This is a genomic window from Streptomyces sp. NPDC021225 (assembly GCF_044332865.1).
GTDB lineage: Bacteria > Actinomycetota > Actinomycetes > Streptomycetales > Streptomycetaceae > Streptomyces.
This window is the reverse complement of sequence record NZ_JBIRPV010000018.1, coordinates 26610-45710: the sequence shown is the minus strand read 5'-3', so window position 1 is coordinate 45710 and position 19101 is coordinate 26610. Positions and strand designations below refer to the sequence as shown.

Annotated in this window: 18 protein-coding genes; 9 read left to right on the top strand and 9 right to left on the bottom strand. The window is 70.5% G+C overall.

What is annotated here, in order from left to right; translation table 11 throughout:
* Positions 1-68: 68 nt before the first annotated feature.
* The 3 genes from ACH4S9_RS43155 to hemL form a co-directional block, all read right to left on the bottom strand.
* Positions 69-1271 carry a hypothetical protein gene (locus ACH4S9_RS43155; RefSeq protein WP_311726547.1) on the bottom strand — a complete coding sequence of 401 codons (1203 nt, stop codon included), beginning with the start codon at positions 1269-1271 and terminating at the stop codon, positions 69-71.
* 147 nt (positions 1272-1418) lie between these two features.
* Positions 1419-2105 carry a histidine phosphatase family protein gene (locus ACH4S9_RS43150; protein WP_385344922.1) on the bottom strand — a complete coding sequence of 229 codons (687 nt, stop codon included), beginning with the start codon at positions 2103-2105 and terminating at the stop codon, positions 1419-1421.
* An 8-nt stretch (positions 2106-2113) separates the two neighbouring features.
* Positions 2114-3430: a glutamate-1-semialdehyde 2,1-aminomutase gene (hemL, locus tag ACH4S9_RS43145; protein ID WP_398377081.1), complete on the bottom strand. Its 1317-nt coding sequence runs from the start codon at positions 3428-3430 to the stop codon at positions 2114-2116.
* A gap of 117 nt (positions 3431-3547) precedes the next feature.
* Between hemL and ACH4S9_RS43140 the strand changes: the two genes are divergently transcribed.
* On the top strand, positions 3548-4099 hold the full coding sequence (locus ACH4S9_RS43140) for a hypothetical protein (RefSeq protein ID WP_352133160.1): 552 nt from the start codon (positions 3548-3550) through the stop codon (positions 4097-4099).
* 145 nt (positions 4100-4244) lie between these two features.
* Here the strand turns inward: ACH4S9_RS43140 and ACH4S9_RS43135 are convergent, their stop codons facing one another.
* Complete coding sequence (locus tag ACH4S9_RS43135) at positions 4245-4796, bottom strand: GNAT family N-acetyltransferase (protein WP_398377080.1); 552 nt, start codon at positions 4794-4796, stop codon at positions 4245-4247.
* A 52-nt stretch (positions 4797-4848) separates the two neighbouring features.
* On the opposite strand from ACH4S9_RS43135, the gene ACH4S9_RS43130 reads away from it, so the two are divergent.
* On the top strand, positions 4849-5451 hold the full coding sequence (locus ACH4S9_RS43130; RefSeq protein WP_398377079.1) for a TetR/AcrR family transcriptional regulator: 603 nt from the start codon (positions 4849-4851) through the stop codon (positions 5449-5451).
* A 41-nt stretch (positions 5452-5492) separates the two neighbouring features.
* On the opposite strand, the gene ACH4S9_RS43125 is transcribed toward ACH4S9_RS43130, so the two are convergent.
* Together ACH4S9_RS43125 and ACH4S9_RS43120 are read right to left on the bottom strand one after the other, a co-directional pair.
* Entirely contained in the window at positions 5493-6002 is a 510-nt protein-coding gene (locus tag ACH4S9_RS43125; protein WP_398377077.1) for a MarR family winged helix-turn-helix transcriptional regulator, read from the bottom strand.
* Positions 6003-6081: 79 nt separating this feature from the next.
* Positions 6082-7113: a hypothetical protein gene (locus tag ACH4S9_RS43120; RefSeq protein ID WP_398377076.1), complete on the bottom strand. Its 1032-nt coding sequence runs from the start codon at positions 7111-7113 to the stop codon at positions 6082-6084.
* A gap of 278 nt (positions 7114-7391) precedes the next feature.
* Here ACH4S9_RS43120 and ACH4S9_RS43115 point away from each other — a divergent pair, with 278 nt between their 5' ends.
* From ACH4S9_RS43115 to ACH4S9_RS43100, 4 genes are read left to right on the top strand one after another with little or no spacing between them, the layout of a single operon-like run.
* Entirely contained in the window at positions 7392-9560 is a 2169-nt protein-coding gene (locus tag ACH4S9_RS43115) for a HAMP domain-containing protein (protein ID WP_398377074.1), read from the top strand.
* Between the two features lie 5 nt (positions 9561-9565).
* Positions 9566-11143, top strand: a complete 1578-nt coding sequence (gene pgsB / locus ACH4S9_RS43110; RefSeq protein WP_398377073.1) for a poly-gamma-glutamate synthase PgsB — start codon at positions 9566-9568, stop codon at positions 11141-11143.
* Positions 11140-11622, top strand: a complete 483-nt coding sequence (locus ACH4S9_RS43105; protein ID WP_311726534.1) for a poly-gamma-glutamate biosynthesis protein PgsC/CapC — start codon at positions 11140-11142, stop codon at positions 11620-11622. Before pgsB ends, ACH4S9_RS43105 begins: the two co-directional genes overlap by 4 nt.
* Before the next feature lie 20 nt (positions 11623-11642).
* Positions 11643-12710 (top strand): NlpC/P60 family protein, encoded by a 1068-nt coding sequence (locus ACH4S9_RS43100; protein WP_311726533.1) that lies wholly within the window; start codon positions 11643-11645, stop codon positions 12708-12710.
* Positions 12711-12885: 175 nt separating this feature from the next.
* Here the strand turns inward: ACH4S9_RS43100 and ACH4S9_RS43095 are convergent, their stop codons facing one another.
* Positions 12886-14094 (bottom strand): hypothetical protein, encoded by a 1209-nt coding sequence (locus ACH4S9_RS43095; protein WP_398377072.1) that lies wholly within the window; start codon positions 14092-14094, stop codon positions 12886-12888.
* Positions 14095-14302: 208 nt separating this feature from the next.
* On the opposite strand from ACH4S9_RS43095, the gene ACH4S9_RS43090 reads away from it, so the two are divergent.
* Positions 14303-15058, top strand: a complete 756-nt coding sequence (locus tag ACH4S9_RS43090; RefSeq protein WP_385344948.1) for an SDR family NAD(P)-dependent oxidoreductase — start codon at positions 14303-14305, stop codon at positions 15056-15058.
* Positions 15059-15136: 78 nt separating this feature from the next.
* Here ACH4S9_RS43090 and ACH4S9_RS43085 read toward each other — a convergent pair whose 3' ends face one another.
* Positions 15137-15547 (bottom strand): hypothetical protein, encoded by a 411-nt coding sequence (locus ACH4S9_RS43085; protein WP_398377070.1) that lies wholly within the window; start codon positions 15545-15547, stop codon positions 15137-15139.
* Positions 15548-15850: 303 nt separating this feature from the next.
* Positions 15851-17044, bottom strand: coding sequence for an RtcB family protein (locus tag ACH4S9_RS43080; protein ID WP_385344952.1), 1194 nt, complete (start codon positions 17042-17044; stop codon positions 15851-15853).
* 182 nt (positions 17045-17226) lie between these two features.
* On the opposite strand from ACH4S9_RS43080, the gene ACH4S9_RS43075 reads away from it, so the two are divergent.
* Both ACH4S9_RS43075 and ACH4S9_RS43070 read left to right on the top strand, forming a co-directional pair.
* On the top strand, positions 17227-18177 hold the full coding sequence (locus tag ACH4S9_RS43075; RefSeq protein WP_398377155.1) for a DUF3558 domain-containing protein: 951 nt from the start codon (positions 17227-17229) through the stop codon (positions 18175-18177).
* Between the two features lie 123 nt (positions 18178-18300).
* Entirely contained in the window at positions 18301-19041 is a 741-nt protein-coding gene (locus ACH4S9_RS43070) for a hypothetical protein (protein WP_311726528.1), read from the top strand.
* Positions 19042-19101 lie beyond the last annotated feature (60 nt).

Sequence of the window (19101 nt, the reverse complement as noted above, 5' to 3'; positions counted from 1 at the left end):
GGCACCCCCCTCAGCCCTGCTTTCGGCCTTGCTTTCGGGCTCACACCCGACGCCGCCGGCCCGCCCGTTCAGGCGGTCGCGGCGCTCCACTGCTGGCCCACGCCGAGCGTGCGCAGCTGCGCCAGCACCGCGGGGTCCTGGGCGTCCATCCAGTCCGTGAGCTGGCGGAAGGACACCAGCCGGACGTCCTTGTGCTTTTCGTCCGCGATGTGCTTGATCGCTTCCTCGATGGCATCCATATAGATGCCGCCGTTCCACTTCTCGAAATGGTTACCGACGAAGAAGGGGGCGCGGTTTGTCTCATAGGCCCGCTGGAAACCGGCTATGTACGCCTCGGTGGCCTGCTTGCGCCAGCCCGGGTAGTTGGCCGGCGGGGCATTCGTCGAATTCCGCGACTGATTGGCCAGGATGTTGTAGTCCATCGACAGGACCTCGAAGGAATGCCCGGGAAACGGTATCTGCTGGAGCGGGAAGTCCCAGATGCCCTGCTTCTTCGAGGGCCACACCTGGCGCCCGCCGGGCGAGCTCGCGTCATAGCGCCAGCCGAGCTCCCGGGCGGTCGGCAGCAGGTTGTCCTGGCCGAGCAGACACGGGGTGCGGGCGCCGACGAGTTCCTTGCGGTAGTCGAAGGGCAGCGGGTCGAGGTCCGTGAACCCCGTGTTCGTCCGCCACTTCGTGACGAACGACACAGCCTGGTCGATCTCGGACCGCCACTGGGCGGGCGTCCAGTTGGCGACCGTGCCGCTCCCCGCGCAGAAGTGGCCGTTGAAGTGGGTGCCTATCTCATGGCCCTCCAGCCATGCCTCGCGCACGTTCTGCAAGGTCATCCGGACGTGGTCATCGGTGAGATAGCCGATGTCGGAGGCGCCGGCCGGGTTGTTCGGCGGCCGGTACAGGTTCTTCTTCGACTCCGGCAGGCAGTAAAGACCGGACAGGAAGAAGGTCATGCCCGCGCCATGGTCCTTGGCGAGCTTGCGGAACCGTGGGAAGAGGCCGTTGCCGACCTCCCCCGCCCCGTCCCAGGAGAAGACCACGAACTGCGGCGGCTTCTGACCCGGCTCCAGCCGCTCCGGCGCGGACGGCTGGTTCGGCTGCTTCCCGGAGTACGCGGTCGAGCCGTCGCCGATCGGCCGGAGCGTCGGCCTGGCCTGGGTCGTCCTGCCCGCCCGCGGCCTGGAACCGGAATCCGACGAGGAGCAGCCGGCGACGGCCAGCGACGCCACCGCTCCCGCTCCCAGACCGAGAATCCCCCTCCGGCTGATCTCCCGCATCACGCGTCCTCAATTCACTCTCGCCGTATCCGACGTCCGCAAGGTGTCGCGGACGCCCGGTGAGATGGCGATGCGAATACCGAGGTTCCCGGTCAGCACCACCGAATTGAATTGTCGACGCGCTGTCTCCGATCCATTACACGCCGGTTATGCGCCGTAGCCTTTGGCGGCGCCCTTGACCGGCTTGGCCCCCGCGAGCAGATGCGCCGGGACCAGATCGCGGGCCGGCTCGCTGTAGCCGACCGAGACGATCCGGTCGCCGCGGTAGGTGAAGCTGGTGAGGCTGGCCAGCGTGCACTGCCGCTTGCGCGGGTCGTGCCACAGCCGCCGCCGCTCGACGAAGCTGCGCACGATCCAGATCGGCAGCTGATGGCTGACGCAAACCGCCTCGTGCCCGCGCGCCGCGTCCCGCGCCACGCCGATGGCCGCCATCATCCGCACGACCTGGTCGATATAGGGCTCGCCCCAGGAGGGGCGGAAGGGGTTGGTCAGATGCTTCCAGTTGGCCGGCCTGCGCAGCGCGCCGTCGCCCACGCCGAAGGCCTTCCCCTGGAAGACGTTCGCCGCCTCGATCAGCCGCTCGTCGGTGGCCACGTCCAGGCCGTGCGCCTTGGCGATCGGCGCCGCCGTCTCCTGCGCCCGCTCCAGCGGCGAGGCCACCACATGCGTGATGTCGCGGTCGGCCAGGTGCTCGGCCACCCGGTCGGCCATCCGCCGACCGAGCTCCGAGAGGTGGTACCCGGGCAGCCGCCCGTACAGCACCCCCGTGGGGTTGTCGACCTCGCCGTGCCGCATCACATGCACGACGGTGATGTCGTTGTCGCTCTTCGTCATGGGGCCCATCATTCAGTCGCCTCGGCGGCGGCCCGCGCCGCCCCCGGCAAAGCCTCCGCCACCCGCTCCAGCGCCCGCTCGTCGTGCGCCGTGGACAGGAACCACGACTCGAAGGCGGACGGCGGCAGGTAGACGCCCTGGGACAGCATCGAGTGGAAGAAGGCGGTGAACCGGAAGGCCTGCTGCGCCTTCGCCTTCTCGTAGTCGGTGACCTCGTCACCGGTGAAGAACACCGAGAACATGTTTCCGGCGGCCTGCACCCGGTGCTCGACCCCCTCCTTGGCCAGCGCCTCGGTCACCAGCGCCCGCAGCCGCGCGGACGCCGCGTCCACCGCCGCGTACGCCGCGTCGTCCAGCAGCCGCAGCTGGGCCAGGCCCGCCGCCGTGGCGACCGGGTTCCCGGACAGGGTGCCCGCCTGGTACACCGGGCCGGCCGGGGCCAGCCGCGCCATGACATCGGCGCGCCCGCCGAACGCGGCGGCCGGGAAGCCGCCGCCCATCACCTTGCCGAAGGTCAGCAGGTCGGGCTCGACGCCGTCGAGCCCGAACCACCCGGCCTTCGAGACCCGGAAGCCGGTCATGACCTCGTCGGAGATGTACAGCGCGCCGTACTCCGCGCACAGCTCCTTCAGCCCCGCGTTGAACCCCGGCAGCGGCGGCACCACGCCCATGTTGCCCGGCGACGCCTCCGTGATCACACACGCGATCCCGTCCGGGTACGCCGCGAAGGCCGCCCGCACCGCGTCCAAATCGTTGTACGGCAGGACCACCGTGTCCCCGGCCTGCGCGCCCGTCACCCCCGGCGTGTCCGGCAGCCCGAAGGTGGCCACCCCGGACCCGGCCGCGGCCAGCAGCGCGTCCACATGCCCGTGGTAGCAGCCCGCGAACTTGATCACCTTCGCCCGCCCGGTGAACCCCCGCGCCAGCCGGATCGCCGACATCGTCGCCTCGGTCCCCGAGGAGACCAGGCGCACCTGGTCGACGGGGACGACCCGCGCCACGATCTCCTCCGCGAGCGCGACCTCCCCCTCCCCCGGCGTCCCGAACGAGGTCCCCCGCGCCACGGCGGCCTGCACCGCCGCCGTCACCTCGGGGTGCGCATGGCCGAGGATCATCGGTCCCCACGAGCACACGAGGTCGACATACTCCCGACCGTCGGCATCGGTGAGGTACGGACCGGTACCGGACACCATGAACCGGGGCGTACCTCCCACGGCGCGGAACGCCCGCACCGGAGAATTCACGCCGCCGGGCGTCACGACGGCCGCGCGGTCGAAAAGCGTCTGCGAAACTGGTGCTGCGTACGGATAGCTCACGCATGCCATGTTGTCAGAGGCTGACTAAGAACTGCCGCCGGGCGTTTCACACGACTGGCGCGGGGGAGGTCTCTGACACGATGATCGGGTTGCGCGGCAGGTAGCCGCGAGTGGTCGGGTGGAGATATGCATCGCGGTGGCGAACTCGGTGAAGGGACCGACGACCGAGGTCCCGAGCGCGCCCGCCCCGGACGCCATAGGCGCGGGGACACGAGCGGGGCGCACAGGGGCGGGAGCGGTCGTATGGGGGTGACCTACAAGTACTTCGGCGCGCCCGACGGCGCGACCGCCGCGCGGGTCCCCATTTCCATGCGCCCCGAGGAGCTCGGCGGCGACGAGCTCGGTCATGGCATGTTCACCAAGATCAAGCCGGAGACCGTGGCCGCGATGGTCCTCACCGGCATCGAGGGCGTCCCCCTCCACAAGGTGCCGCCGCTCGAACTCGTCGTCCTCCACCCCGACTACGCCGTCGTCAAGCTCCCCATGACCGCCGTCGACCCGCTCCGCGGCGTCGGCGAGGAGGCGGTCGGCGCCGCCGCCTTCATCTGGTCCACGGTCCCCGACCGCGGCGGCCCCCGCGACGCCTTCACGGTCTACCGGCTGCTGCACGAGTGGCAGGACTTCTCCCACCGACTGCACGAGGCGGGGCACCAGCCGTACTGCCTGGTCTGGCCCTGACCTGGGGTTTCGTGGGGCCGATCACGCTCGTAGCGGCGGATGACCTCTCCAGTGGGCCGGTCACGATGTCCGGCAGGCCGGCCCGCATGGGCCGCCCGCCGGGTTGAGCCGGTGGCGACCACGGCGGCCCCGCCGCCGACCGGCCTCACCGGCTCAGGGCTCGCCATTCGGGAGCGAGGACCGCCCAGATCTGCTTGTCGTAGCGCACGCCCTCGTACGGCCATGCCTCGCGTCGCACGCCCTCCAGCGTCATGCCGAGCCGCTTGGCCACCGCCGCGCTTCGGTCGTTGTCGGCCCGGCAATGCCACTCGGCCCGGTGCAGTCCCCGGGACGTGAACGCCCAGTCCACCAACGCGCCACACGCCTGTGTGACCAGACCGTGGCCCTCGGCGGAGGGCTCCAGCCAGCAGCCGATCTCACACGAACCGAATGCGGCGTCGAAATCGGTGAACATCACGCCGCCGACCAGCACTCCACCCCGCCAGATGCCGTACAGGCGGGCGCCGTCGCCGGCCTGGCGTTCGGCGTACCGCTTGAGCGTGGCCCGCGCGCCGTCCACATCGTCGGTGACGAACGTGGGTCCGACCCAGGGGCGAATGTGCTCGCGGGCCCGATCCAGATGGTCGGCGAACTCCTCGGCATGCCAGACCTCCAGCGGACCGAGGCGTGCACCGTCGCGCAGCGACAGCGAGAACATGAGCGGCCTCCTCATTCACATAACACTCGTTACGGCAATGTAGCGTGGCGGCATGCCACGCACCAAGGGAGATCACGAGGCCCGCCGACGCGATGTCTCCGAAGCCGTCTGGAAGGTGATGGCGACACGCGGCTTCGCCGGTCTGACCCTGCGCGCCGTCGCCGCCGAACTCGGCGCGACCACCGGCCTGCTGACGCACTACTTCCCCACCAAGCACGCCTTGGTGGAGTACGCCCTCGACCTCCTCGAACAGCGCACCATCTCCCGACCCCGCCGCCAGGCGGGCCAAGGCCTGGCCGCCCTCAGGGACGCACTGCTCGACATCCTGCCGCTGACTCCCGAGGCCGCCGACAGCAACCGGATCTGGGTCTCCTCCTGGGACGCCGCACTCTCCGACCCCGCCCTGAGCACCGACTACGCCCGCAAGTACGCCCAGAGCCGCGACAGGCTGAGCGAGCGGGTCGCCGCGGCCCAGGCGCTCGGCGAACTACCCCCGGGCAACCCCGCGCACATCGCGGCCGGCGCCCAGTCCTTCGTTCTCGGCCTGGTGGTGCAGGCCCTGTTCGACCCGGCGGCGCTCCCGCCACAGCGGCAGGTCGAGCTCCTGGACGACTACCTGGCCGGCCTGGGCGCCCGCGCCTCTCCGGAATCCTGAGTCGCTCGCCGGAGCGGTCGCCCCAGCCGGTACCGGCCCCGTCAGGATGAGGCCGGTGGCGAGACGTCGACATCCGCCTCGGCGTGCGCGACGAAGTCGTCGGCCAGGCGGTGGAAGAGCCCGGCGAGCTGTCCCAGGTCCTCGGCCGACCAGTCCGCCAGGGCCATCGCCATGCCGCGGCGGCCGGCTTCCCGGATGCGCTCGACCGCGGCCAGGCCGGCGTCGGTGAGCTGGACGCGCTGGGCGCGGCGGTCGTCCGGGTCCGGGACGCGGATCACATAGCCGGCCTTCTCCAACTGCCCGAGTTGCCGGGTGACATGGGATGCCTCCACGGACAGCCGGACCGCCAGCACCCCCGGGCGCAACGGCTCGCTCTCGGCGATGTGCCGCAGGATCGCCACGGCGGCCCGGTCCAGGGACAGTCCGGCCAGGGCCATCAGGCGCTCGTGCTGCCGGGCTCGGCCGGCCAGGTAGGCGATACGCGTCAGGGCGCGCTCGATCTCGACCAGGTCCGCCGAGACGGGTGCCGCTGAGGATGGCGGTGTGGACATGGCACCACCATACAGATGCTTGCCTGAGTCAAGCAATGTTTTCGGCCCAGGGCTTCGAAGCCGTGCGGGGCGCGGCCGGTCAGTCGGTCGCGCCCGGCTCGGGGGCCCGCTTCGACCAGCGGGCGGTCACCACGTTCACCGCCGCGACGGCGCGGGCGGCCTCCCGGCGGTCGGTGCGGACCGCGTTGGCGAACTCGACGTGGAGGAAGGGGCTGTCCTCCTCCGCGGCGTTGCGGCCCTGTTCGTTGGTGCGGCCCTCCAGGGGGCAGGAGCGGACCCAGGCGCGGCAGACCGTGAAGTCGCGGGCGCGGAGGGCGCTCGCGAGGGCGCGGGCGTCGGTGCGGCTGTGGTGGGTGGCGCGGCCGGTCGACGCGATCACGTCGTAGTCGGGGGCCGTGTCGTCCGCGAAGCCGTGGATCTGGATGCCGGGCAGTCCGCGTCCGGCGAGTTCGGCGCAGACTGCGGCGAAGACGGTGTCGCGCCGGTGGGCGACGTCGGCGGCGTCGCCGGTGCCGGCGGCGCGGTGGGCGCCCGCGAGCACGAGGACGCCGCCCGGGGTGCCGCGCAGCACGCCGACGCCCAGCTGTTCGGTGCGGGCGTCCGCGATCGGGTGGGGCACCTGGACGGACCAGCGCACGGGGGCCGAGAGGTCGAGGTACACGCGGCCCCAGCCGCGGGGCGAGGGGCCGGCGTCGGTGCGGTCGGAGATCTCGGCGTAGCGCCGGCCGGTGGCGCTGTCGGTGATCGTACGGAGGTCGAAGTCCAGGGCGTCCAGCCGCTCCGCGGCCTCGGCGCGGTGGCCGTCCAGGAGGAGCCCGACGGCGCGGGCGACGCCCCGGCGGTCGGAGCGCGTGGGCGGCAGATAGCCGGTGTCCGCGCCGAACCGGGCGGTGTAGTCGTCGACCCGGCGCTCCAGGTCGGTGCCGGCCGGCGCGCCGTCGGGGGTGGTTCCATGGTCGCCGCCGCCCCCGCGCAGGGCGAGGGCCCATGTCAGCAGGGCGGCCGTGGCGGTGAGCGCCAGGGCGGCGAGGGCGAGGGTGGTCCTCCGGGAAGCGGCGAACGGGGGCTTCCGGGGCGGGCGGTCGGCTCTCATGCTGGAGTCGGCTCTCATGATGAAACGGACGATAGCGGGGCAACCAGTTCCGCTCCCGACCGGCGCCGCTCGGGATTGAGCGATCTGACTCACATTTTCAACGCCTCACGCAACCTTTAACCTCTCTGGTTGATCCAAACCCCACGGGTCGCGTAATTGCGCGCGGCCGCGCGCCCGCGGGGCCGCGCATCGGCGCGCCCCCCCATATGGCGCGAACATCCAGGTATTTCCAGAGAGGAGCCCCCGTGGCCGCTTCGGCGCCGAAGCGGCGGCGAAAGATCCGCCGACGGGCAGACATGTCACTGATAGGCGGCATTCGTCCTCCTATAGCCGTACTTTCGGCTCTGCTCCTCTCCCTGGCGGGAATCACCGCCCTCACCTTCGGCAAGACCGAGAACGTCCTCGTCCCCAAGGCGGTGCTGACCTCCCAGCAGCGCTTCGCCGAAGACGGGGCCGTCTCACTGCGCGCCTCCCTCGACGAGTCGGTCACCGACCTCGAACGCACCGCGATCCTCTTCAACGAGGGCAACCCGGTCTCCGCGGACGCCGTGCTCGACAAGACGGGCAGCGTCTACCAGAAGTGGAGCGGCACCGCGATCATCGAGATCAAGTCGGGCAAGCTGCTCGCCGCCCGGGGCGAGACCGTGCCGCTCACGGTGATCGACCGCACCAAGCTCTCCGACGAGGACGGCCTGGCGCCCCGCCTGGTCCGGCTGAAGAACGGCCAGACCCGGCTGATCGCCCTCGCCCTGCTCTCCTGGAAGGGCCAGCCCCAGCAGTTGCTGATCGCCTCCAGCAATCTGAAGGTGCCCGGGGTGAGCCTGGGCACGGGCCGCGGCATCGGCGTCGTCGACTCGACCGGCACGATCCTCAGCAGCGACGGCGCCCTCGACAGCGAGCGGGCCCAGGCCCAGCTGAAGAAGTTCGCCACCACCGCCGCCAAGAAGGCCCGGCAGAACCCCCTCAGCTCCAAGGAGCCGGGCTCCGGCGGCTACGCGGGCGTCAGCGGCAGCTTCACCGGCGACTCCGCGGGCGACCGGCGGACCGTCGGCGGCTACGCCTCGCTCGCCGCCGCCGAGCCGGGCGAGTCCACGGTGGCCAGCGGCCTGGGGCTGAGCATCGTCACCCAGGTCGGCATCACCGAGCGCGCCTCCCAGCTGGCCCGGCCGGCGTTCGGGCTGGCCGCCGCGGGCGCGCTGCTGCTCATCGGCGGACTCGCCATCGCGCTGCTGCTCGGCACCGTACAGCGCCCCCTGATCCGGCTGTTCCTGGAGAGCCGCCGGCTCACCCGCGGCGACCTGGCCCGCCCGGTGACCGTGCCCCGGTTCGGCGAGGCCGCCCGGATCGGCCGCGCCCTGGAGCGGCTGCGGCAGCAGCTGCACGGGGAGTCCCCCGAGGGCACGCCGTCCGGTGCCCGCGGCGGCCGGCGCCTGGGCACCCGCGCCCTGGTCGCCGTCTCCGCCGTCCTGCTGCTGACCTGGTCGATCCCGCTGACCCTGCTGCTCAACCGCCCCGACTCGACCGTACGCATCCCGGCCCAGGTGGTCCGCGACCAGAAGGCGCGCACCGAGACCATCAGCGACCGGGTGCGCCGGGGGCTCAACGAGGGCGACGCGGACCTGTCCGCCGTCGCCACCCTGATCGGCGGCCGCACCACGCCCGCCGACATGACCACCGTGCTGGAGCGCACCATCGAGGAGCACCCCCGCTACGAGTCCGTCTACGTCCTGAGCGCCGACGGCGAGGTGCTCGCCCGGGCCGGGTCCACCCCGCACCACTCGTCCGGCGAACGCCCCGCCGCCCAGGCCCTCAAGGTGTCCGGGCACGGCGGCAAGAAGCCCGTCATCCGCGCCACGGCCCCGCTCCAGGGGCAGGCGGGCGCCGCCGTCGTGGGCGAGTTCGACATCAACTTCGTCAACGCGCTGCTGCGCCGCGACGGCCTCGGCCAGGTCCGGGTGGTCGACGCCAAGGGCCGGGTCATCGCCGGGAACACCGGCTATCTGGCCTTCCAGAAGATGCCCGGACACCTGACCGGGCTGTTCGACGCCAAGCGGGCGCACGCCGAGGTCCAGCGCGGCGACGACGTGCGGATCGCGGCCGCGGCCCCGATGACGGGCGGCGGCGCGGCGAAGGTCCTCGACTGGACCGTCGTCAGCTGGCAGCCCGCGTCCCGGCTCGAAATCCCCGCGTACACCCTCCAGAACCGCACCGTGCTGGTCGGACTGCTCGGCCTCACCGCGGCCGCGGCCTGCCTGGGCTGGCTGCACATCGTGGTCGTCCGCCCGCTGCGCGCCCTCGCCGACCAGGCCGAGACGCTCGCGGACGGCGACCGGCGTACCGTCCTCTTCCCGCGCCACCACGACGAGGTCGGCGCCGTCGTCCGCAGCCTGGAGCTCATCCGGCAGCAGCTGCAAGAGCAGCAGCGCGGACGCGACGGCGCTCGCCCCCTCGCCGGAAGGAACTGAACACCGTGCTCTTCCTCTACACCGTGCTCATGGTGTGCTGCGCGATCCTGCTGGTCGCCGGGGTCGTGGAGCAGCGGCGGCACTTCGCCAACCTGGACAACATCCCCACCCGGGTGCTGGTCAACGGCATCCGCGGCAAGTCGTCCATCACCCGGTTGTGCGCGGGTGCGCTGCGCGGCGGCGACCTGGTCACCGTCGCCAAGACCACCGGTACGGCGGCCCGGTTCATCCACCCCGACGCCACCGAGGAGCCGGTCTACCGCAAGTTCGGCATCGCCAACGTCGTCGAGCAGATCGGCATCGTGCGGCGCGCCGCCGCGTACCGCCCGGACGCGCTGGTCATCGAGTGCATGGCCGTCATGCCGGCCCTCCAGGAGATCAACCAGTCCAAGCTGATCCGCTCCACGATCGGCGTGCTGTGCAACGTCCGCGAGGACCACCTCGCCGAGATGGGCCCGACCCTGGACGACGTGGCGCGCTCGCTGTGCCGCTCCATGCCGGAGGGCGGCATCTGCGTCACCGCCGAGAAGGAGCGCCTGCACATCCTCCAGGAGGAGGCCGACGCCCGCGACTGCCGCCTGATCTACGCCGACCCGGAGACGGTCAGCGACGAGGAGCTGCGCGGCTTCAGCTGGTTCACGTTCAAGGAGAACGTGGCGATCGCGCTCGCCGTCGCCGAACTCCTCGGCGTGGAGCGCGAGACGGCCCTGAAGGGCATGTACGACGCGCCGCCGGACCCCGGCGTGCTGTCGGTCGAGCGCTACCGCACCCCCGAGGGCAAGCGGCTGCGCTTCGCCAACGTCTTCGCGGCCAACGACCCCGAGTCGACGCTGATGAACATCAACCAGCTGCTCGACCTCGGCGCGATCCACCGCCCGCTCAACGTGGTGATCAACTGCCGCCCCGACCGCGTCGAACGCAACGGCCAGATGGGCGAGATCATCCCCGGCCTCGACCCCGAGCACGTCTTCGTGATCGGCCACCCGGCCAAGTCCGCCATCGACGCCATCCCGGCCGCGTACCGCTCGCGCGCCGTCGATCTCGGCGGCGACCGGCGCGACCCGGAGGAGTTCATGCAGCAGATGCTCGGGATGCTCGGCCCCGACTCCTCGCTGGTCGCCATCGGCAACATCCACGGCCAGGGCGAGCTGCTCCTGGAGCACCTTGCCGAGCTCCCCCCGGACGACGACCCGGACGCCTCCGACGCCTCCGACGCCGCCGCCGACCCGGCGCCCGCAGGACCGGCGGCCGTGGACACCCCGGCCCACGTCGGCGGGGTCCCGGCCGGCCACACCCCGGCCGACGCCGACGGCACACTGCTCCCCGCCATGCCCGAACACGGCGACACGGTGCAGCTGTACGCGCCCCGTATCGACCCCTACCAGCGCTACCCCGAGGCGTACGAGACGCGGTACGGGCAGCGGCAGTACGCCCCGGAGCCCGTGCAGGACGGCTCGGCCGGCTCCCGCGGCTTCTTCGAGCCCCGGGTACCGCCCACACCCCTCGTCGCAGATCCGCCCCTCGTCGCAGACCAGCCCCCCGCAGCAGACCAGCAGTGGCAGAGCCCAGGAGAGCCGCGTTGATCCCCTCCGTCCTCACCCCCGAGATCGCCGCGCTCGGTATCGCGCTCGGGCTCTTGTTCTCGCTCGTCTGCTATCTGACGACCAACCTCTCGCCCGGCGGCATGATCACCCCGGGCTGGCTCGCGCTCACCCTCGTCGAGGACCTCCAGCGCGCCGCCATGGTCGTCGGCGTCACGGTGCTCACCTACGTGTGCGTCCTGCTGCTCCAGCGCTTTGTGATCCTCTACGGCAAGCGGCTGTTCGCGGCCGTCGTGCTCACCGGCGTGCTGCTCCAGGCCACGGTGATGATCGCGCTGACCATCGAGTTCCCGCTGATGTACAGCAACCAGACGCTCGGATTCATCGTGCCCGGCCTGATCGCCTACCAGCTGGTGCGCCAGCCCAAGGGCCCCACGCTGCTGGCCACCGGCTCGGTGACGCTCATGGCGTACGTCGTCCTCACCGCCGGGATCCTCCTCGGCGTCATGCCGTCCTCCTGACCCCACCACCGGAGCCGACCATGTCTGCCAAGAAGAACTCGAAGAAACGCCTCGTCATACACGCCGCGACCGTGATCGCGCTGCTCGGCACCAGCGCGTTCCTGACCGTGGAGCTGCGCAAGGAGGAGAGCGCCAAGGCCCCGGCGGTGCAGAAGGTCACCGACGACCCGCAACTGGAGAACAGCGCCCAGGACACCGGGGAGCGGACCTGGGAGCGGCTGAAGAACCCGGAGCGCACCGTGCTGCGCGGCTCGAAGGGCCAGGTGCTCGCCACCTTCACCGACGGCGCCCGCACCGCCACCCTCAAGGGCCCCAGCCGCACCTTCGCCGAGCCCGCCAACACCACCTCCCGCGTGGTGACCGAGGACTGGGTGCGGCTGATGCCCGAGCCCTGGCGCAAGGGGGCGGAGAAGGAGAAGTGGTTCAAGGACTGGTTCCAGGAGTTCTTCAACAGCGAAGAGGACGACGTCTTCGCGATCGCCTTCCAGTACATCCAGGGCGCGCCGGTCAAGAAGGACGACGAGGGCATCCCGTACGCGGGTGACGCCGTCTTCGGGCCGTTCAAGGCGGACGGCGTCGACCGCCTGGAGCAGAACGACTTCTTCGACTACCTGGGCATCCCGTACACCTTCCGGAACGGCTCCATCATGCAGCCGCGCAAGGAGCGCTACCGGGCGCTGGACTGCTCCGGCTTCATGCGCATGGTGTGGGGCTACCGCGCCCGCTACCCGCTGAGGGCCACCAACACCCTCGGGGACGGACTGCCGCGCACCGCCGACGGCATGGCCCGCTCGAACGTGGGCACCGACATCATCAAGCTCCAGGGCCCCTCGCCGTGGTACACGCGCCCGACCAACATCGACGTGCTGCAACCCGGCGACCTGCTCTTCTTCAAGATGGACCACCGCACCGGCAACCACATGGACCACGTCGCCCTGTACCTCGGCGTGGACACCGACGGCCACCGGGTGTTCATCTCCAGCCGCAAGGAGGTCAACGGCCCGACCATGGGCGACAAGGGCGGTGCCTCGCGCATCGACGGCAACGGCTTCTACGCCAAGCTGTTCCGCAGCGCGAAGCGGCTCTAGAGCGCGGCTCCGGGGAGGGGTACGGACGGCTGTGCCGAGCCCCGTACCGCTCCCCCGTGCTCAGCGCACGCTCCTTTACCGGCAGGGGTGCGCGAGCACAGGGGAGGGGCGTCGCCGGGTCATTCGCCCGGGCTGGTCTGCCTGGCCGGCGTGGCTGCGATCAGGTATTCGCCGCTTAGGCGGTGACCTCGTCGTTCTCGCGGGTCACGCTGAGGACGCAGCCGGTGTCCGGGTCGATCAGGACCTCGAAGACCTCGTGGCCGCGCTTGACGTCGACGTCCCAGACCTTCTTGGACTCCTTGTGGTCCTGGTCCTTGTCGTCCTGGTCCTTCTTCCCGTGGTCCTTGTTCTCGCGGTCCTTGTGGTCCCGGTCCTTGTTCCCGTGGTCCTTGTGGTCCTGGTCCTTGTGGTCCCGGTCCTTGTTCTCGCGGTCCTTGTGGTCGTCGGTCCGCTGCTGCGGGCCCTTGTGCTTGGACTCCTCGCGCTTGTGGTCCTCCCCGTGCTTCTGCTCCTTGCCGGCCTCGTCCTCCTCCTCGCACTCGTCTTCCAGCTCGGCGCTGATGGCCCGGCCACCGACCTCGCACTCGGCGATCTCGACGGCCTCGTTGAGCGTCACGCGGCCTTCGCTGCGCTTGCCCTCGTCCTCTTGCTTGCCCTCGTCGTCCTGCTTGTTCTCGTCCTCTTGCTTGCCCTCGTCCTCGTGGCGGCGCTGGTCCTCCTGCCGCTCCTCGCCCCCGTGGCGGGCCTCGTTCTGGGGCTGAGCTTCCTTGCGGGGCTGCTCGGCGGCCTCGGACTCCGAGGAGTCGTACTGCTGCCCGAGGTTCGAGTACTGGGCGAGGGCGGCGTATGCCTTGCCGACGCCGGGGACCGCGCGGAGGGCGTTGTCCTGGCTGCCCTGGTCGTCGCTCTCGGACTCGGCGGCCTGCTCCTCGTCCATCGCGCGGTCGGCGGAGGGCTGCGCGAGGCTGCGCTGCTGAGCGCCGCCGTACTGACCGCCGTTGCCGTGCTCGCGCTTCTTCTCGTGCTCGCGCTTGTTGTTCTGCTCGTTGTTCTCGTTCTCGTTGTTGTTGTTCTCGTCCTCGTCCTCGTTCTTGTTCTCGTGGTCGCGCTTATTCTCGTGGTCGCGCTTCTTCTCGTGCTCGCGCTTGTTCTCGTGCTCGCGCTTGTTCTCGTGCTCGCGCTTGTTCTCGTCCTGCTCCTCGTTGCCCTGCTGGCAGCTGCTGTTCGCCCCGGAATGGGGACCGGGGGTGGCACTGCCGGCCGCCCAAGCGGCCGTCGGCGCACCGGTGACGAGTGCCGCGGCCGCGATAGCTCCGGCTGATGCGACACCCCAGCGGCGAAGGGCGCGGCGGGGCCGCTGGGTGAATCTGATGTGCTGGGTCATGGGCTGTTTTCACTCCTTGGCACAGGGAGGCTCCGGACCGGCAGCGCGCCGGACGCAGTGCACCCTTCCCCGGGCCCCTCCCGCCGTAGCGGGTTTCGATCTTCAGTCCCCCGATTGGCGTCAAATCTGTACGTCATATCCTGCGTATGGATCACAAGCACGCAGGATGTGCGCTGATCATGCCCATTACGTCGCCTCAGGAGGGTCGATGACCACCCGTACCGCAGTCGTCACCGGCGCGAGCAGCGGGATCGGGGCCGCGACCGCCCGCCGCCTCGCCGCCGCCGGATTCCGCGTCGTCCTCGCCGCCCGCCGCAAGGAGCGCGTCGAGACGCTCGCCGCCGAGTTGACGGAGGCCGGGCACGAGGCCGTGGCGCAGGTGCTGGATGTGACCGACCGCACCGCCGTGGACGCCTTCGCCGCCGGCCTGGACCGCTGTGACGTACTGGTCAACAACGCGGGCGGGGCCGTCGGCACCGAGACCGTCGCGACCGCCGACCCGGCCGACTGGCGGGCGATGTACGAGGTCAACGTGGTGGGCGTGCTCAACGTCACACAGGCCCTGCTGCCCGCGCTGATCGCCTCCGGCGACGGCACCGTCGTCGTTCTGTCCTCCACCGCGGGCCACATCGCCTACGAGGGCGGCGGCGGTTACGTGGCGGCCAAGCACGGCACCCACGCCATCGCCGCCACCCTCCGTCTCGAGCTGTCCGGCGACCCGGTGCGGGTGATCGAGATCGCCCCGGGCATGGTCCGGACCGACGAGTTCGCGGTGAACCGCTACCGCGGCGACGAGGACAAGGCCGCCGCGGTCTACGAGGGCGTGGCCGAGCCGCTCACCGCCGACGACGTCGCCGACACCGTCGAGTGGGCGGTCACCCGCCCCTCGCACGTCAACATCGACCTGATGGTCATCCGCCCGCGCGCCCAGGCGGCCCAGCACAAGGTGCACCGGGAGCGCTGACCCGCCCTCTCACGCGCACGACGACGGCCCGCCCCGGTACAACACCGGGGCGGGCCGTCGTCGATGACGGTGCGCGGGTCAGGCGGCTTCGCCGGTGCGGATGCTGATCCAGCCGGTCCAGCCGGTGCAGTCACGGTTGATTCCGCCGCTGCGGGCACAGACGCGGAACTTGATCCGGCCGGTCTCCGTCATGTCGTAGTCGCAGGTGACCGTCCAGCCCGTGCCGAGCGCGTTGTCGCACTCGCCCTCGCGGCCGTAGTCGGTGTACCAGTCGACCACGGTGCGCTGGCCGTCCGCGTAGAGGTCGGTGGCCTCGATGTCGTCGCCGTTGCCGATGAAGCACCCCCTGCCGGTCCACACGTCGAGGGTCGGGTGCTGGTTGCTGACGCAGGTCTTGCCGTCTGCGGCGGAGGCGGGGGCGGCGGAAAAGCCGCCCACAATCAGAGCAGCGGCACCGACCGCGGAAGCGGCACGGGAAATGAATCTCACCTGTTCTCTTCTGCGAATCAGGGAATTGGATTGCGGAGATGCTAGCGGCCTCAGGCGGCCGTGAAAACCGCCTGCGATCAAGCTCTTTGTGCCGTGAAGTAGCTCCGCTCCGGTAACCTCAGAAGAACCTCAAGAAATTCACGAACAGAAAGCAGACGGCTATTCTCCGCTGCGTGCCGGCGATCAATCACGTGCCACTGATGGTGAATTGGACACGATTTCTTTCGAATTGCCAGGGCGCGGGCAACGCGATGGCCCCGACCTTGACCGGTCGGGGCCATCGATCACGGGCAGTCCTGCGCCTCAGCCCTTCACGCACACCAGCTGCTTGAGCTTCGCCACCACCTCGACGAGGTCCCGCTGCTGGTCGATGACCTTCTCGATGGGCTTGTACGCGCTGGGGATCTCGTCCACGACGCCGGAGTCCTTGCGGCACTCCACACCCCGCGTCTGCTCCTCCAGGTCCCGCGTAGAGAAACGCTTCTTCGCGGCGTTGCGGCTCATCTTCCGGCCCGCGCCATGCGAGGCGGAGTTGAACGACGCCGCGTTACCCAGCCCCTTCACGATGTACGAACCGGTGCCCATCGAGCCGGGGATGATCCCGTACTCGCCGCTGCCCGCCCGGATCGCGCCCTTGCGGGTCACCAGCAGGTCCATGCCCTCGTAGCGCTCCTCCGCCACATAGTTGTGGTGGCACGAGATGACGGGCTCGAAGACCGGCCTGGCCTTCTTGAACTCCTTGCGGACGACGTCCTGGAAGATCGCCATCATGACCGCGCGGTTGTACTTCGCGTACTCCTGCGCCCAGAACAGATCGTGCCGATACGCCGCCATCTGCGGGGTGTCCGCGATGAAGACCGCCAAGTCGCGGTCGACCAGGCCCTGGTTGTGCGACAGCTTCCGGGCCTCGCCGATGTGGTACTCGGCCAGTTCCTTGCCGATGTTCCGGGAGCCGGAGTGCAGCATCAGCCAGACCGAGCCCGCCTCGTCGAGGCAGAACTCGATGAAGTGGTTACCGGAACCGAGCGAACCCATCTGCTTCACGGCCCGCTCCTGACGGAACCTGACCGCCTCGGCGACCTCGCCGAACCGCCCCCAGAAGTCGTCCCACCCCGGCGCCGAGAAGCCGTACAGCTGCCCCGGGTCGACCGGGTCCTCGTGCATCCCGCGCCCGACCGGAATCGCCTGCTCGATCCGCGACCGCAGCCGCGAGAGGTCCCCAGGGAGGTCCTCGGCCGTCAGCGAGGTCCGCACGGCCGACATCCCGCAGCCGATGTCGACGCCGACCGCCGCCGGGCACACGGCGCCCTGCATCGCGATCACCGACCCGACGGTGGCGCCCTTCCCGTAGTGCACATCCGGCATCACGGCCAGGCCCTTGATCCACGGCAGCGTCGCCACATTCCGCAGCTGCTGCATGGCCACGCCCTCGACCGTCGCAGGATCGGTCCACATACGGATCGGAACCTGCGCCCCGGGCAGCTCGACATACGACATGTTTTACTCATTCCCCCACAGAAGACTGAAAACGCAAAAGCCGGGCCAAGGCCCCCAAGATCGGCGGGCGACCGGCAGACGCGGCGGCGCGTGCGATAGACATTGTCTTCAGCCCCCACCCACGGGCGGCAAGCAGTTTTCGCTCGAAGAGACGCGAGAAGAGACGCGGAGGGACAAGGTTGGTGCAGCCAGCGCAGCAGCGAAGGGCGTATGTGCCGGGTGCCGCACGGACCGCCGCCGTGCTCACCGCCCTCCTCGCCACCATCGGCCTCAGCGGTTGCACCAGCTCCGCCTCGAACGCGGGCCTCGACGACGGCAAGTCCGGCGACTCCGGGGCGCCGGTGGCCGCCGCGCCCGGCAAGTACCGCACCCTCCCCGAGGCGTGCGGCTCGGTCGACTCCAAGACGCTGCGCACCCTGCTGCCCGGCGCCGACGAGGACGCCGAGGTGTACGACGGCCAGGCCACCGTCACCTACGACACCGACCGGCGGGTCGGCTGCCGCTGGAAGCTGGAGACGGGGAGCGGCACCCGCTATCTCACCATCGACTTCGAGCGCGTCGTCTCGTACGACCCGACGGTCAGCGACGACGACCAGGCGAAGGACCGGTACGAGAAGAAGGCCGCCGCCGTGCACCTCCCCGGCGCCTCGGCCTCCCCCGGCACCCCCTCCGGCTCGGGCTCCGGTTCCGGTTCCGGCTCGCCGAGCAAGAGCGCGTCGAAGGAGTCCTCCTCGGCCTCCGGAACCTCCGGAACCTCCGGGATCTCCGGGAACGACGTCCCCCGGGACGGCGGCTCGAAGGACGACGGCTCCTCGACCGAGGAGCCGAAGAGCGGCACCTCCGGCACCGACACGTCCGGGACCGGCCCCTCCGGCGACGCCGACAGCGAGGAGACCGCCGCGCCGCGCCGCCTGGACGACCTCGGCGACGACGCGTTCCTCGACGACCAGCTCATCACCACCGACTCCGGCATCCACCGCGATGTCACCGTCGTCTTCAGGTCCTCGAATGTGATTGCCACCATTGAGTACGACCAGTGGTCGACCGACAAGACGCACATTCCCAGCAGCGAAGAATTGCAGGTCAACGCGGAAGATCTGGCCCAGGAGCTGACCGGGCGGCTCAACGAATAGACCGGTCGACGGGGCGCCGCGCAAGACGTCCGAATTGGGCCGCCCGCGCATCGGCCGCGTACCGTGCCGACTAATGACGCGGGCGGGACGGCCGCCCATCGACCGAGAACGAGCGAAGGACCCATGCACCGAACAGCCCCTCGACTCGCCCGTATATTCGCCAGCGCAGCCGTACCGGTGGTGCTCGTCGCAGGCTGCTCCTCCGGCTCCGACAAGGACGGAAACGACGGAAAGAACTCGGACGGCGCGTCGAAGTCGGCCACGCCCAGCCCGACGCCGACCGTCGCGGCCGCAAAGTACGAGACGCTCCCCGAGGTCTGCCCGACCCTGTCGGCGAAGACCATCGACCAGCTGGTGCCCAAGGCCGAGAGCAAGAAGGGCAAGGAGCTCCCCTCCGCCGATGCCAACCAGTCGGCCAGCTGCCTTTGGGCCGGGCTCAACGGCTTCAAGTACCGGCAGCTGACCGTGTCCCTCAAGCTCTTCAGATCCGAGGTGTCGCTGGGCTCCGGCGACAAGCGCGCCGAGACCTACGCCACCGACCAGGCCCAGAAGGCCGCCACGGCGGACGGCGCCAAGAACGCCAAGTCCGGGCAGGTGTCAGGCCTCGGTGACGCGGCCATCACCGTCAGCACGGAGACGAAGAAGGACGGCGACGAGTTCCGGAACCAGACCGTCGTGGTCCGCACGGCGAATGTGGTCGTGACCCTCGAGTACGACGGCGCGGGCTACGAGGACGAGAAGACGCCCGACCCCAAGGCGCTGCTCAAGGACGCCCAGACCGCCGCCAAGGAGGTCGTCGCCTCGATCGGGAAGGACGCCGGGAAGAGCTCCGGAACGGGCGCTTCCAGCGGCGGCGCCGCATAGCCGGCAACACCCTTCCCCCGCCGCCACTTCCCCGTCCCCCCGTCCACCGCCCTTGACGTG